Annotated in this window: 11 protein-coding genes; 3 read left to right on the top strand and 8 right to left on the bottom strand. The window is 61.6% G+C overall.

The genetic code is table 11. The annotated features are described in order from the left end of the window. Positions 1-5 precede the first annotated feature (5 nt). Together PspR76_RS13640 and PspR76_RS13645 are read right to left on the bottom strand one after the other, a co-directional pair. Positions 6-965, bottom strand: a complete 960-nt coding sequence (locus tag PspR76_RS13640) for an AAA family ATPase (RefSeq protein ID WP_017739127.1) — start codon at positions 963-965, stop codon at positions 6-8. A gap of 297 nt (positions 966-1,262) precedes the next feature. Next, positions 1,263-1,616: a hypothetical protein gene (locus PspR76_RS13645; protein ID WP_159956003.1), complete on the bottom strand. Its 354-nt coding sequence runs from the start codon at positions 1,614-1,616 to the stop codon at positions 1,263-1,265. 493 nt (positions 1,617-2,109) lie between these two features. Between PspR76_RS13645 and PspR76_RS13650 the strand changes: the two genes are divergently transcribed. Continuing rightward, positions 2,110-6,978: an NAD-glutamate dehydrogenase gene (locus tag PspR76_RS13650; protein ID WP_159956005.1), complete on the top strand. Its 4,869-nt coding sequence runs from the start codon at positions 2,110-2,112 to the stop codon at positions 6,976-6,978. A gap of 338 nt (positions 6,979-7,316) precedes the next feature. Here PspR76_RS13650 and PspR76_RS13655 read toward each other — a convergent pair whose 3' ends face one another. Further along, the gene (locus PspR76_RS13655) at positions 7,317-7,934 is read right to left on the bottom strand and encodes a hypothetical protein (protein ID WP_159956007.1); all 618 of its coding nucleotides are present in this window, start codon (positions 7,932-7,934) and stop codon (positions 7,317-7,319) included. Positions 7,935-8,255: 321 nt separating this feature from the next. On the opposite strand from PspR76_RS13655, the gene PspR76_RS13660 reads away from it, so the two are divergent. Then, on the top strand, positions 8,256-8,834 hold the full coding sequence (locus tag PspR76_RS13660) for a TIGR00730 family Rossman fold protein (RefSeq protein WP_159956009.1): 579 nt from the start codon (positions 8,256-8,258) through the stop codon (positions 8,832-8,834). A 30-nt stretch (positions 8,835-8,864) separates the two neighbouring features. Here the strand turns inward: PspR76_RS13660 and PspR76_RS13665 are convergent, their stop codons facing one another. From PspR76_RS13665 to PspR76_RS13675, 3 genes are all read right to left on the bottom strand, one after another. After that, positions 8,865-9,551 (bottom strand): GntR family transcriptional regulator, encoded by a 687-nt coding sequence (locus tag PspR76_RS13665; RefSeq protein ID WP_159956011.1) that lies wholly within the window; start codon positions 9,549-9,551, stop codon positions 8,865-8,867. A 17-nt stretch (positions 9,552-9,568) separates the two neighbouring features. Then, positions 9,569-10,270: a FadR/GntR family transcriptional regulator gene (locus PspR76_RS13670; protein ID WP_159956013.1), complete on the bottom strand. Its 702-nt coding sequence runs from the start codon at positions 10,268-10,270 to the stop codon at positions 9,569-9,571. A gap of 171 nt (positions 10,271-10,441) precedes the next feature. After that, entirely contained in the window at positions 10,442-11,767 is a 1,326-nt protein-coding gene (locus PspR76_RS13675) for a C4-dicarboxylate transporter DctA (RefSeq protein WP_174245675.1), read from the bottom strand. Positions 11,768-11,984: 217 nt separating this feature from the next. Between PspR76_RS13675 and PspR76_RS13680 the strand changes: the two genes are divergently transcribed. Then, entirely contained in the window at positions 11,985-12,614 is a 630-nt protein-coding gene (locus PspR76_RS13680; protein ID WP_159956017.1) for a DNA-3-methyladenine glycosylase I, read from the top strand. Between the two features lie 138 nt (positions 12,615-12,752). Here the strand turns inward: PspR76_RS13680 and PspR76_RS13685 are convergent, their stop codons facing one another. Then, the gene (locus PspR76_RS13685; RefSeq protein ID WP_159956019.1) at positions 12,753-13,154 is read right to left on the bottom strand and encodes a cupin domain-containing protein; all 402 of its coding nucleotides are present in this window, start codon (positions 13,152-13,154) and stop codon (positions 12,753-12,755) included. Between the two features lie 84 nt (positions 13,155-13,238). Continuing rightward, positions 13,239-14,672, bottom strand: coding sequence for a MocR-like pyridoxine biosynthesis transcription factor PdxR (gene pdxR / locus PspR76_RS13690; protein WP_159956021.1), 1,434 nt, complete (start codon positions 14,670-14,672; stop codon positions 13,239-13,241). Between the last annotated feature and the right edge of the window lie 76 nt (positions 14,673-14,748).

Here is a 14,748-nt window from a genome sequence, read left to right on the forward strand (position 1 = left end):
GGGTTTCAAGCGACGGCAACGACGTCGAGAATGCGTTGCACCACGCGGTCCTGGTCGATGCCGGCGGCTTCCGCTTCAAACGACAGAATAATGCGGTGGCGCAGCACGTCGAACAGCACCGCCTGGATATCTTCCGGGCTCACAAAGTCGCGACCGGCCAGCCAGGCGTGGGCGCGCGCGCAGCGGTCCAGCGCGATGGAGCCGCGCGGGCTGGCGCCGTAGGCGATCCACTCGGCCATTTCCGGGTCGAACTTGGCCGGGGTGCGCGTGGCCATCACCAGTTGCACCAGGTATTCCTCCACGGCGTCGGCCATGTACAGGCCGAGGATTTCCTTGCGCGCGGCGAAGATCGCCTGTTGGCTGACGCGGCGTTCGGGCTTGGTTTCGCCATTGAGTGCTTCGCCACGGGCTTGCTGCAGGATGCGCCGTTCAACGGCGGCGTCCGGGAAGCCGATCTTGACGTGCATCAGGAAGCGGTCGAGCTGCGCTTCGGGCAGCGGGTAGGTGCCTTCCTGTTCGATGGGGTTTTGCGTGGCCATCACCAGAAACAGCGGCGACAACTCGTAGGTGCTGCGCCCGACGCTGACCTGGCGTTCGGCCATGGCTTCGAGCAACGCCGATTGCACCTTGGCCGGGGCGCGGTTGATTTCGTCCGCCAGCACCAGGTTGTGGAAGATCGGCCCTTGCTGGAACACGAAGCTGCCGGTTTCCGGGCGATAGATCTCGGTGCCGGTGATGTCGGCGGGCAACAGGTCGGGGGTGAACTGGATACGATGGAACTGCGCTTCGATGCCTTCGGCCAACTCTTTGATGGCCTTGGTCTTGGCCAGGCCCGGTGCGCCTTCGACCAGCATATGGCCGTCGGCCAACAGCGCGATCAGCAGGCGATCAATGAGTTTTTCCTGGCCGAGAATCTGCGTAGAAAGAAAGGTTCGCAGCGCGAGCAGCGCTTCACGATGTTCCATCGATGACGGTTCCTGGAGAGATTGACCGGGCGTTGAGAAAAAAACGCCTGGCCTGGGGGGCTTACTTTAATGCATCGAGGGGGGCGGAGACTAACGGCGCGCGGGGTATTTTTAGGAAAACTTGTAGGAATTTTGTGTGTATCGCACAAATTGCGCTGAGGCTGATCGTTCCCACGCTCTGCGTGGGAACGCCGCCCGGACGCTCCGCGTCCAGGCAGCGCATGCAAGGCTCAATTCTTGCGCACGGGTGACGCAGAGCGTCACAGGATGCGTTCCCACGCCGGAGCGTGGGAACGATCAGGCGCGGGTATAGGTGCCGGTGCCCTTGAGAATGTTCTGCAGGGTTTCTTCAACTTCAGCCAAATCCGACGCGGCGGTGCTGTGGTTGATCTGCAACTGATCCTTGCCCCCCAGCGCATCCGCATCGCCCGCCGCCAGCTCGATCAGCAGCGTCGTGTCGCTCAGGGTGACCTTCAGGCCATCCAGGGTCGAGGGCTCGTAATCCCAGGTGAGCTCCACTTCATCTTCATCCGGGTAACGGGACAGCATGAACATCTCGCCGTTTTTACCGTGGCAGCAGAGCATGGCCATGTTGTCTTCTTCGTCGTCGCACGGGGTGGCCATCAGTGCGTCGGTGTTCAGTTGCAGCATGGGAAATCCTGTCTTTGGGGAGGGCGCAGCCAGGCAATTGTGCCATTGCAGCGAATTTTGTGCTGCATCGTATGTCAGACCCAGTGCATGACCTGACGGGCCATACCAGTCATTTTCGGTACTCGCGAGCTTGAAAATAGCCGGTTTTTCTGCAGAAAAAACCGGGTTGCGCAAGTCGCAACCGTCAGCCTGCGTACCGATGACCGAATATGTCGCAGCGTCGCAAGCAGCTGTCTTCCTACACTCGTTAAGCTGCGCAACGGATGTGCCCTGTGCCGGGAGTCTGACCTGCCCGTCGTACCGTCACCCTGCATGGCGCACCTCTTATGGAAGTTGTATGTGACCTCATTGTCTTGTCCAGCTTCACCCACCTGTCACCCTGATTCGTTTAAGGTGTTTGTTATCAGCACCGACGACCAGCGCTGACGGTCTCCCCGCAAGGGGATAACACGCGACGCTTCCATCAATAACAAGCCCAAGCGGAGTACCACAGATGGCGTTCTTCACCGCAGCCAGCAAGGCCGACTTCCAGCATCAACTGCAAGCGGCACTGGCGCAGCACATCAGTGAACAGGCACTGCCACAAGTGGCGCTGTTCGCTGAGCAATTTTTCGGCATTATTTCCCTGGACGAACTGACCCAACGTCGCCTTTCCGACCTGGCCGGTTGCACCTTGTCTGCCTGGCGCCTGCTTGAGCGCTTTGATCACACCCAACCGCAAGTGCGGGTCTACAACCCCGATTACGAACGTCATGGCTGGCAGTCGACCCACACCGCGGTCGAAGTGCTGCACCATGACTTGCCCTTCCTGGTGGACTCGGTACGCACCGAGCTGAACCGCCGTGGCTACAGCATCCACACCCTGCAAACCACCGTGCTCAGCGTGCGCCGTGGCAAGAAGGGCGAACTGCTGGAAATCCTGCCAAAAGGCACCCAGGGCGAAGGCATCCTGCAAGAATCGCTGATGTACCTGGAAATCGACCGCTGCGCCAATGCCGCCGAACTCAACGTGCTGAGCAAAGAGCTTGAGCAAGTGCTGGGTGAAGTGCGCGTGGCCGTGGCCGATTTCGAACCGATGAAAGCCAAGGTCCAGGACCTGCTGGCCGGTATCGACGCCAGCCAGTTCAGCATCGACGGCGAAGAAAAAGCCGAGATCAAGAACTTCCTGGAATGGCTGGTGGGCAACCACTTCACCTTCCTCGGCTATGAAGAATTCGTGGTACGTGACGACAAGGACGGCGGTCATATCGAATATGACGCCAGCTCCTTCCTCGGTCTGACCAAGCTGCTGCGTGCCGGCCTCACCGCTGAAGACCTGCGCATCGAAGACTACGCCGTGGCCTACCTGCGTGAACCGACCGTGCTGTCGTTCGCCAAAGCCGCGCACCCAAGCCGTGTGCACCGCCCGGCGTACCCGGACTACGTGTCGATCCGCGAGATCAGCGCCGACGGCAAGGTCATCAAGGAACACCGCTTCATGGGCCTCTACACCTCCTCGGTGTACGGCGAAAGCGTGCGGGTGATCCCGTATATCCGTCGCAAAGTGGCGGAAATCGAACGTCGTTCGGGCTTCCAGCCCAAGGCGCACCTGGGCAAAGAGCTGGCTCAAGTGGTGGAAGTACTGCCGCGTGATGACCTGTTCCAAACCCCGGTCGACGAGCTGTTCAGCACCGTGATGTCGATCGTGCAGATCCAGGAACGCAACAAGATCCGCGTGTTCCTGCGCAAAGACCCGTACGGTCGTTTCTGCTACTGCCTGGCCTACGTGCCGCGCGACATCTATTCCACCGAAGTGCGCCAGAAGATCCAGCAAGTGCTGATGGATCGCCTGAAAGCCTCGGACTGCGAATTCTGGACCTTCTTCTCCGAGTCCGTGCTGGCCCGTGTGCAGCTGATTCTGCGGGTTGACCCGAAGAACCGCCTGGACATCGACCCGCTGCAACTGGAAAAAGAAGTGGTGCAGGCCTGCCGCAGCTGGCAGGACGACTACTCGAGCCTGGTGGTCGAGAGCTTCGGCGAAGCCCAGGGCACCAACGTGCTGGCGGACTTCCCGAAAGGCTTCCCGGCCGGCTATCGCGAGCGTTTTGCCGCGCATTCGGCCGTGGTCGACATGCAGCACCTCAACAGCCTGACCGAAGCCAACCCGCTGGTGATGAGCTTCTATCAGCCGCTGGGCCAGGTTTCCGGCCAGCGCGAGCTGCATTGCAAGCTCTACCACGCCGACACGCCGCTGGCATTGTCCGACGTGCTGCCGATCCTGGAAAACCTCGGCCTGCGCGTGCTGGGTGAATTCCCGTACCGCCTGCGCCATGCCAATGGCCGCGAGTTCTGGATACATGATTTCGCGTTCATCGCCGCCGAAGGCGTGAACCTGGATATTCAGCAGCTCAACGACACCCTGCAGGACGCGTTCGTGCACATCGTGCACGGCGATGCCGAAAACGATGCGTTCAACCGGTTGGTGCTGACTGCCGGCCTGCCGTGGCGCGACGTGGCACTGCTGCGTGCCTACGCGCGTTACCTCAAGCAAATTCGCCTGGGCTTCGACCTTGGTTACATCGCCAGCACCCTGAACAACCACACCGACATCGCCCGCGAGTTGACCCGGTTGTTCAAGACGCGCTTCTACCTGGCGCGCAAGCTCACCGCCGATGACCTGGAAGACAAGCAGCAACGCCTGGAACAAGCGATCCTCACCGCCCTGGACGACGTTCAGGTGCTCAACGAAGACCGCATCCTGCGTCGCTACCTGGACCTGATCAAGGCCACGCTGCGGACCAACTTCTACCAGACCGACGCCAACGGCCAGAACAAGTCGTACTTCAGCTTCAAGTTCGACCCGCGTGCGATTCCTGAGCTGCCGAAACCGGTGCCGAAGTTTGAAATCTTCGTCTACTCGCCGCGTGTTGAAGGCGTGCACCTGCGCTTCGGCAACGTCGCCCGTGGCGGCCTGCGCTGGTCCGACCGTGAAGAGGACTTCCGTACCGAAGTGTTGGGCCTGGTAAAAGCCCAGCAAGTGAAGAACTCGGTCATCGTGCCCGTGGGTGCGAAGGGCGGCTTCCTGCCGCGTCGCCTGCCATTGGGCGGCAGCCGGGACGAGATCGCGGCCGAGGGCATCGCCTGCTACCGCATCTTCATTTCCGGCCTGTTGGACATCACCGACAACCTCAAGGACGGCGCCCTGGTGCCACCGGCCAACGTCGTGCGCCATGACGACGATGACCCGTACCTGGTGGTCGCGGCGGACAAGGGCACTGCGACCTTCTCCGACATCGCCAACGGTATCGCCATCGACTACGGCTTCTGGCTGGGCGACGCGTTCGCCTCCGGTGGTTCGGCCGGTTACGACCACAAGAAGATGGGCATCACCGCCAAAGGCGCGTGGGTCGGTGTGCAGCGTCACTTCCGTGAGCGCGGCATCAACGTGCAGGAAGACAGCATCACTGTAGTGGGCGTCGGCGATATGGCCGGTGACGTGTTCGGTAACGGTTTGCTGATGTCCGACAAGCTGCAACTGGTCGCGGCCTTCAACCACCTGCACATCTTCATCGATCCAAACCCGAACCCGGCCACCAGCTTTGTTGAGCGTCAGCGCCTGTTCGACTTGCCGCGTTCGGCCTGGACCGACTACGACACCAGCATCATGTCCGAAGGCGGCGGTATCTTCTCGCGCAGCGCGAAGAGCATTGCCATCTCGCCACAGATGAAAGAACGCTTCGACATTTCGGCCGACAAGCTGACCCCGACCGAACTGCTGAACGCCTTGCTCAAGGCGCCGGTGGACCTGTTGTGGAACGGCGGTATCGGTACATACGTCAAGGCCAGCACCGAAAGCCATGCCGACGTGGGCGACAAGGCCAACGACGCATTGCGCGTCAACGGCAACGAGCTGCGCTGCAAGGTGGTGGGCGAGGGCGGTAACCTCGGCATGACTCAACTGGGTCGTGTGGAATTCGGCCTCAATGGCGGCGGTTCCAACACCGACTTCATCGACAACGCCGGTGGTGTGGACTGCTCCGACCACGAAGTGAACATCAAGATCCTGCTCAACGAAGTGGTGCAGGCCGGTGACATGACCGACAAGCAGCGCAACCAGCTGCTGGCGAGCATGACCGACGAAGTCGGCAGCCTGGTGTTGGGCAACAACTACAAGCAGACCCAGGCCCTGTCCCTGGCCGCGCGCAAAGCCTACGAGCGTGCAGCCGAGTACAAGCGCCTGATGAGCGACCTGGAAGGCCGTGGCAAGCTGGACCGCGCCATCGAGTACCTGCCGACCGAGGAGCAGCTCAGCGAGCGTGCCTCCACCGGCAAGGGCCTGACCCGTCCGGAGCTGTCGGTGTTGATCTCGTACAGCAAGATCGACCTCAAGGAAGCCCTGCTCAAGTCGCTGGTGCCGGATGACGACTACCTGACCCGTGACATGGAGACCGCGTTCCCACCGAGCCTGGTCGCCAAGTTCGGCGAAGCCATGCGTCGCCACCGCCTCAAGCGCGAAATCGTCAGCACCCAGATCGCCAACGACCTGGTCAACCACATGGGCATCACCTTCGTGCAACGACTCAAAGAGTCGACCGGCATGAGCCCGGCGAACGTGGCCGGTGCTTACGTGATCGTGCGTGACATCTTCCACCTCCCGCACTGGTTCCGTCAGATCGAAGCCCTGGACCACCAGGTCTGCGCCGACGTGCAACTGGAGCTGATGGATGAGCTGATGCGCCTGGGCCGCCGTGCCACGCGCTGGTTCCTGCGCAGCCGTCGCAACGAACAGGACGCTGGCCGTGACACCGCGCACTTTGGTCCGCACCTGGCGGCGTTGGGCCTCAAGCTCGACGAACTGCTGGAAGGCCCGACCCGTGAAGGCTGGCAGAACCGCTACCAGGCCTACACCGAAGCCGGCGTACCGGAGTTGTTGGCACGCATGGTTGCAGGCACCACTCACCTGTACACCTTGCTGCCGATCATCGAAGCCGCCGACGTGACCGGGCATGACGCCGCCGAAGTGGCCAAGGCCTACTTCGCCGTCGGCAGCGCCCTGGACTTGCCATGGTACTTGCAGCAGATCAGCGATCTGCCGGTGGCCAACAACTGGCAGGCCGCGGCCCGCGAAGCGTTCCGCGACGACGTGGACTGGCAGCAACGGGCGATCACCATCTCGGTACTGCAAATGGCCGACGCGCCACAAGACATGGAAGCCCGCGTGGCCCTGTGGCTTGAGCAGCACCAGGACATGGCCGATCGCTGGCGCGCAATGATGGTCGAAATTCGTGCCGCCGTCGGCACGGACTACGCCATGTACGCGGTCGCCAACCGTGAGCTGCTGGACCTGGCGTTGAGCGGTCAGTCGGTGCTGCAGCCGGCTTGATCCTGCGGTAAAACAAAAGCCCCCGTATCGTGAGATGCGGGGGCTTTTTGTTTCGCCACGATTTACCAAACACCCTTGGCCACATGTGGGAGCTGGCTTGTCGGGTCGCCGCATCGCTGCGATGGCGGTCTTTGAGTGAAAGATGTGCGAACTGACGCACCGCTATCGCAGGCAAGCCAGCTCCCACAATTCGATCGTTCCCACGCTCTGCGTGGGAATGCCTCATGGGGCGCTCCGCGCCCCGCCAGCCCGCGCAGACGGCTTGTGACGCAGAGCGTCACGGGCTGCATTCCCACGCGGAACGTGGGAACGATCTAACGGCACGAGGCAACTGTGGGTTAGTGTGCAGTCGCGTCGGCAGGGCCCAGGCAAGGCTGGACGGCTTTCTTCATCGCGTTGTTGTTTATCGGCAATGTGAACGATGCTGTCAGCGGCTTGCCGCCCTCAGTCGCGGGTGCTAACCGAAGTGTCAGGGTTTGCCCGCGCGAGGCATCGCTGGCCCAGTAGGCTAATTCCTCGCGCGGAACCGGGGTGCTGAGCGCAAAGACCGTACCTATCTGGAAAGACCCGCCGTGATTCCACACGCCATTGACCAGGTGATCGACGGCAGCGCGTGTACCTGTGGTGATACGCAGCGGCCCATCGGCAGGGGCATCTTTGCCTTCAAATGGATCGACGTCCCAGCCCAGTGATTGCGGGCTGATCTCTAGCGTCAGGCCGGCTTTTGGGTTCTGTGGGTGACAGCTGATCGCCAGGTTGGCCTTCGCGTGGTAGTCACCATAAGCGCTGTCCCCAAAGATGCGTGCTGCGAGCATCTGGCCGTCTGGGAAGGGCCGCTCAAGCAACCACACAGGCTGCGCTTCAGTGATCACAGGAGTGTCTGTCGCTGACGTTTCGCCGGCCTGTGCAGAGGGAATCAAAAGGGCAGCTATCAGCGTAAAGGTCTGGGCTCGCATAGAGGCATTTCATCCGCGTGTAAGGCTTTCTGGAAAGCCGGCATTGTGCAGATTGTCGTTTGCCTTTGCTGTCAGTAAATACGCAAAGAACCGTTTTACGGGCTGTGCTCAACAACACCCGATCGTTCCCACGCTCTGCGTGGGAATGCCTCATGGGGCGCTCCGCGCCCCGCCAGCCCGCGCCGACGTCGGACCTTGCGCGCTTGTGACGCAGAGCGTCACGGGCTGCATTCCCACGTGGAGCGTGGGAACGATCCAGTGTGGGGCCTGGCATGGTTAAATGGCGGCTGTGCTCAACACAATCAGATCAAGCGAGGGTGTATGCGACTTTGTATTTTCTCGGGCTCCAGCCCAGGCCGGTTGCCGGTGTATGCCGAAATGGCCGCTCAACTGGGCGCTGCGCTGGCCAAGGCGGGCATTGGTGTGGTCTACGGTGGCGCTTCGGTCGGTTTGATGGGCGCAGTGGCCGACGCTGCGTTGGCCAGCGGCGGTGAAGTGATCGGTGTCATGCCTGAGTTCCTGGCCGAGAAAGAACTGGCTCACACCGGCCTCCAAGACTTGCGCATCGTCAGCTCCATGCATGAGCGTAAAGCGCTGATGGCGGATCTGTCTGATGGCTTTATCGCGTTGCCCGGCGGCATCGGCACGTTTGAAGAGTTGTTTGAGGTGTGGACCTGGGCGCAGCTTGGGCAGCACGCCAAACCTTGCGCTTTGTTGAACATCAACGGTTTCTACGACGGCCTGGCCACGTTCCTCGACACCGTTGTCAGCGAAGCGTTTTTGAAACCGGTGCACCGCGACATGCTTATCGTTGAACCGAACGTGGAGCGTTTGCTGGCCGCGGTGCTGAGCTATCAGGCGCCCAACGTGCCCAAGTGGATCAAGCGAGAAGACACCTGATTGCACAAAACACCGACGCGGCGGTGACCGTCAGTTGAGCTTCAACAATTTCGCTTCCAGATGATCCAGATGCCGGGTCATCAAACCGACCGCGTGCTTAACGTCGCGTTGCTCCACCGCATCCACAATCGCCACATGCTCCTGCCACGCGCAATACGTGCAGGCTTGCGCCTCGTATTGGGCAATGATCAACGAGGTCAACGGCACGAGGCTGTTGAGGAACTGCGCCAAGGGCGCGTTACGTGCCATCGCGGCCAATTGCAGGTGAAATTCCCCGGACAGCCGAATCGCCGGGCCGCGCTGGTCGCGCTCGATGCACTCACGTTCTTTAGCGATCAATTCGCGCAACTGGCGGATGTGCGCGGGCGTGGCCTGGGCACAGGCGAGCTGCACCACGGTGATTTCCGTCAGCCGTCGCGCTTCCAGGATCTGCTGCGTTTGCTGGGCATCCGGCGCCGCCACTTGGGCGCGCTGGTTGGGGCGCAGGATGATGACTTGCTGGTGCGACAGCTTGGCCAGCACCCGGCGGATCACACTGCGGCTTACCCCAAACGTTTCGCCCAGGCCTTCTTCGGTAAAACGGCTGGAGGGCGCGATGCGTTGTTCGAGGATGGCGTCGAACAAGCGCGGGTAGATGTCATCCACCGAAGGCTTTTTACCGGACACCAGGCGCAGGGCAGGGAGGATGGAATTGCGTTGCAGGGCGTGGGCGGTCATGGCCGGTCTCCAAAATATCAACTGCCCAGATGGTCGTCCGGGATGTTCAAGCGAATGCCCATGCGCAGGCCTTCCTGGAGGATGTGCCGACGCATTTCGGCGCTGGCCAGGGCGCTGTTTTTGTTGCGGATAGCGCGCACCACGGCTTCGTTTTCCTGCAGACGTTCGGCCAGGTGTTCGGGCGAGTTGCGCAGCACCTGGGCGCTTTGCTTGAGCGCATTGCTGGTCTGTTGCACCACGTTCTGGAAGATCGGGTTGGAGGTCAGCGCAAACAGCTCTTCATGGAAGCCGATGTAGGCATTCATGCCCGCTTCGGCATCGCCGGCGTCAAGGGCTTCGCGCATGTCCATCAAGGTGAGGCGCAATTGGCCGACTTCCTTGCTGCTGATGGATTGAGCGACCAGGCCGACGATAAACGGCTCGAGGGTGTAGCGCAGTTGCAGGATGTCTTCGAGGCTGGCGTCGGCCACCGCGTCGCTGGCCTGCGGTTCGCTGACGCTGGTTTCCAGCACCACCACGCCTTTGCCGGGCATCGAGCGCACCAGGCCGAGGGTTTCCAGCACGATCACCGCTTCGCGCAGGCTGGGGCGGCTGATGCCCATCTGTTCGGCCAGTTCACGCTGGCCGGGCAGCATTTCGCCACGCCGCCACTGGCCACGCGCGAGGGCGGCGCGCAGTTTTTCTACGACTGAATTGACGACGGTTGAGGTGCTGATCACGTCGATGGCTCCTTGATGTTGCAAATACGATCGCCACGCTGGCGACGCTCAAAATGTGGGAGCGGGCTTGCTCGCGAATGCGGTGTGTCAGTCACCCAGTGCATCAGCTGAAAGACCGCCTTCGCGAGCAAGCCCGCTCCCACAGTTGATCTGTGTCGCTCATAGAATGGGTCAGAACTCCTGATGCGCCGGCAGCACCGGCTTCTTGGCCTGGAACGCATAGCCTTGCTGGCCGTCGAGCACCTTGTTGGCGCGCTGGATGTCGATGTCTTTTTCCCAGCGGGCAATGGCCACGGTGGCCACACAGTTGCCGATCAGGTTGGTCAATGCGCGGCCAATGCCCATGAACCAGTCCACGGCCAATACCAGCACCAGGCCCACCACCGGAATCGCCGGGATGGCGGTGAGTGTCGCCGCCAGGATCACCAGCGCCGAGCCTGGAATCCCATGGGCGCCCTTGGAGGTTATCAGCGACACCAGCAGAATCGTCAGCAAGTCGGTCATCGACAGTGGCGTGCCGGTGGCGTTGGCGATAAACACGATGGCCAGGGTCAGGTAGATCGAGAAACCGTCGAGGTTGAACGAGTAGCCCGTCGGAATCACCAGGCCAACCGTCGAACTGCCGATGCCCAAGTGCTCGAGTTTACGCATGATCTGCGGCAGCACCGCGTCGGACGAAGCGGTACCCATCACGATCAACAGCTCTTCGCGCAGGTACTTGAGCAGCGGCAGCATGCGCAGGCCGGACAGGCGCATCACCAGGCCGAGCACCAGCCCGACAAAGGCAAAGCAGGTCAGGTAGAACAAACCCACCAGGCTGCCCAGGTGTTGCAGCGAATCCAGGCCGTAGGTGCTGGTGGTGAAGGCGATGGCGCCGAACACACCGATGGGCGCCAGGCGCACGATCATGCCCATGATGCGGAAGATCACGTGGCTCAGCTCGTTGATCAACCGCGAGATGCCCGAAGCGGCTTCGCCCACCAGGTTCAGCGCGCTGCCGAACAGCACCGAGAACAGCAGCACTTGCAGCACGTTGTTGTCGGCGAAGGCGCCGATCACCGAGTTGGGGATCAGGTCCATCAGGAACTGGCTGGTGCCGCGAATGTGCTGGCCCTTGTCGGCCAACTCATTGAGGCCGGCCGAAGACAACTGCTCCAGGTGGATATTGGCCCCGGTGCCGATGCCGGTGCTGAACGCCATGATCAGGCCGATCACCAGGGCGACGGTGGTCAGCACTTCAAAGTAGATCACTGACTTGAGGCCGATGCGCCCGACTTTCTTCAAGTCACCGGCGCCGGAAATACCGCTGACCACCACGCAGAACACGATCAGGCCAATCAGCATTTTGATCAGCTTGATGAAGCCGTCACCCAGGGGTTTGAGTTGCGAGGAGAATTCGGGAAGGGCCAGGCCGCAGATGATGCCGAGCATCAGGCCAATCACGACTTGCAGGAAAATCGAACGCGAGCACCATCTGAGCATGGGAGGGATCTCTATTCGGTGCCCTGGTGGTTCCAGGGCTTAATTGTTGTGGTCTTACCGGTAAGTCCAGTGCGCGGCCAGTCTACGCCGGGTTTTTTTGAAACCACAAGTAAATATTCGACGGTTGACAGGTCCCGGTCTGACCAGTTGGTCGGCAAGCGTGATGCTTGAGCGGTTGGCGGGCTGGAAAAAAATTCGCTTATCATCCGCGCCTTGATACGTGAGGTGACGGATGGACAAACCAGGGCTGACCACGGACGAAACAGGGCTGACCCACTGCACCTGGCGCACAGCGGCGGCGGAGTACCCGCGTTACCACGACCACGAATGGGGCGTGCCGGTAGCCGATGATATCCAGCTGTACGAGAAGATTTGCCTGGAGGGGTTTCAGGCGGGCTTGGCGTGGATCACCATCCTGCGCAAGCGCGAGCAGTTTCGGGCGGCGTTCGAAGGCTTTGATTTTCGCCGCGTGGCGCAGTACGGCGAGGCCGACATTGAGCGCCTGATGAATGACCCCGGTATTGTGCGTAACCGGGCGAAGATCGTGTCGACGATTAACAATGCCCGCAGGGCCTGTGAGCTGGTGGACGAAACCGGCTCGCTGGCGCGTTGGCTATGGGCGTTTGAGCCCGCCGAGGAGGAGCGCCCGGCTGTGGTGGACTGGGCTTACTGGACCGGCAACCCGACCTCGCCGGCGTCGCTGCGTTTATCCAAAGCCTTGAAAAAACGCGGCTGGACCTTTGTCGGCCCGACCACGATGTATGCGTTGATGCAGGCGATGGGCATGGTTAACGATCACCTGGAAGGCTGTGCTTGCCGGGCGCATATCGAAGACCTGCGTCGCCAGTTCAAACGGCCCTGAACCCCCGGGTCAAACACCTTTCAACCTGTGGGAGCTGGCTTGCCTGCGATGGCGGTGTGTCAGTGCCAGATAGTCTGGCTGACACTCCGCTATCGCAGGCAAGCCAGCTCCCACAATTGAGTGTTGTGGTGTAGCGGGTTACTGCGCCAGCGGCGTCAGCACCTCAGCCTTGTCATCCAGCACCATCACCACCAGCAGCTTGGCCGGCTCTGTCTGGCTGGCATTGCTCGATTCAAAGTGCCGCGAACCGGCCGGTTCATAGAACGATTCTCCGACCTTGTAGGTGATCGCTTTTTCATCATTGACCCGCGACGTAATTTCGCCCTCCAGCACATACGCCACAGCCGTGCCGGTATGGCTGTGCGGCACGGTGGCCTGGCCCGGCGCGTAATCGACGGTGAGCATGATGGTTTTCTTGCCGGGCACGTTGGTCAAGGCGTGTTCTTGCAGCACCTTGATCGATTCCTGGTTGTACACCGGCTCGTGGGCGAAGGCGCTGAGGGAGGCGAGCATCAGGGTGGCAGCGAGCAGTCGTTTCATGATGAGGTTTCCGAGAAGTTCGAGACCTCTTCACCCTACGCCGCAGGCAGCCTGGGACCAATGACCAATCCTGCGGAAAACCCGCTAGCCAATCTGCTGGAGAATATCGCGCACCCGGTCCAGGGCCGGGTCGATGTCCAGCAGCTCGATGGCGCCGAAGCCGATGATCAAGCCGTGCCGCACGGGCGTGTCATGGAAGAACACGTCCACCGGGTACAGCCCCACTTCAACCCGGCGCGCCAACTCCATCAGCAATGGGATGTTCACCGGCACCTTGCACAGTGCGGCCATATGAAACCCCGCTTCGGTGGGCACGGCGTCGAACCACGGCGACAGATCACCCGCCAGGCGTTGCAGGATGCGCTCGCGGCGCCCGGCGTACACCGTATGGCAGCGGCGAATATGCTTGAGCAGGTAGCCTTCGCTGATGAACTTGGCCAGCGCCCACTGCGGCAGTGTGGAACTGTGCTGGTCGGTCAGTTGCTTGGCCTTGATCACCGCCGGGTAAATCGCCGGTGGCAGCACCGCGTAGCCCAGGCGCAACTCCGGCAGCAGGGTTTTCGAGAAGGTCCCGACATAGGTGACCAGGCCACGGCTGTCCATGCTTTGCAGTGAGTCGGTGGGGCGGCCTTCGTAGCGGAATTCGCTGTCGTAGTCGTCCTCGATAATGATTGCCCCCAGCTCGAACGCACGTGCCAGCAAGGCTTCGCGGCGTGCCAGGCTCATGGGCATGCCGAGCGGGAACTGGTGGGACGGCGTCACGTAGATCAGCCGTGTGCCCTCCGGGATCCTGTCGACCTGAATGCCCTGCGCGTCGACCGGCACCCCGGCAACATGGGCGCCCATGGCCATGAACAACTGGCGCGCCGGGCTGTAGCCGGGGTCTTCCATGGCCACGGTGATGCCCGGTTCCAGCACCACGCGGGCGATCAGGTCCAGCGCCTGTTGCGCGCCATTGGCGACCACGATGTCGTCGGCGCGGCATTTCACCCCACGGGAAAACGCGATGTGCCCGGCGATGGCCTCACGCAGCGCCGGCAGGCCTTCGGGCTGGCTGTAGAAGCCGCTGTCGCGGGCAATGCGGCGCAACGCATCCTGGGTGCAGCGCCGCCATTCATCTTGGGGGAATTGATTGCGCGTGGTGGCGCCGCCGATAAATTCATAACGCAATGTGCTGTCGCGCGTGGGGTGGCGCATGGGCGAGGGCAGCGCCGCCCATTTGCTCAGGTTGGCGGCGCAGGCCAGGTCGGCGGCGGTTTGGATGCGCTCGGTCTGCACCCCATGCGCATTGACGAAAGTGCCACGGCCGGTCTTGCCCACCAGCAGGCCTTCGTAGGTCAGGGTGGCGTAGGTGTCGGACACGGTTTTGCGCGATACGCCGACCTGTTCGGCCAACAAGCGGCTGGGCGGCAGTTGCGCACCCGCCGCCAGGCGCCCGGACGCAATCGCCTCACGCAACTGGCGGTACAACTGTTCGGCCAGGTCCTTGCGGCCGTTGATCACCACGTGCAGTTCCATGTTTCATCCCAAGGCATTCGCTCTGCACCCAGACTACTCGCTGGCGCGGCGGGCTCAAAATGGTCTGCGCATAAAT

Origin of the sequence: Pseudomonas sp. R76, from assembly GCF_009834565.1 — a bacterium.
Classification (GTDB): domain Bacteria; phylum Pseudomonadota; class Gammaproteobacteria; order Pseudomonadales; family Pseudomonadaceae; genus Aquipseudomonas.

Excerpts from the sequence above, each read along its gene's own strand:
- PspR76_RS13640 (WP_017739127.1), bottom strand. The coding sequence starts at position 965 with ATGGAACATCGTGAAGCGCTGCTCGCGCTGCGAACCTTTCTTTCTACG.
- PspR76_RS13645 (WP_159956003.1), bottom strand. The coding sequence starts at position 1,616 with ATGCTGCAACTGAACACCGACGCACTGATGGCCACCCCGTGCGACGAC.
- PspR76_RS13650 (WP_159956005.1), top strand. The coding sequence starts at position 2,110 with ATGGCGTTCTTCACCGCAGCCAGCAAGGCCGACTTCCAGCATCAACTG.
- PspR76_RS13655 (WP_159956007.1), bottom strand. The coding sequence starts at position 7,934 with ATGCGAGCCCAGACCTTTACGCTGATAGCTGCCCTTTTGATTCCCTCT.
- PspR76_RS13660 (WP_159956009.1), top strand. The coding sequence starts at position 8,256 with ATGCGACTTTGTATTTTCTCGGGCTCCAGCCCAGGCCGGTTGCCGGTG.
- PspR76_RS13665 (WP_159956011.1), bottom strand. The coding sequence starts at position 9,551 with ATGACCGCCCACGCCCTGCAACGCAATTCCATCCTCCCTGCCCTGCGC.
- PspR76_RS13680 (WP_159956017.1), top strand. The coding sequence starts at position 11,985 with ATGGACAAACCAGGGCTGACCACGGACGAAACAGGGCTGACCCACTGC.
- PspR76_RS13685 (WP_159956019.1), bottom strand. The coding sequence starts at position 13,154 with ATGAAACGACTGCTCGCTGCCACCCTGATGCTCGCCTCCCTCAGCGCC.
- pdxR (WP_159956021.1), bottom strand. The coding sequence starts at position 14,672 with ATGGAACTGCACGTGGTGATCAACGGCCGCAAGGACCTGGCCGAACAG.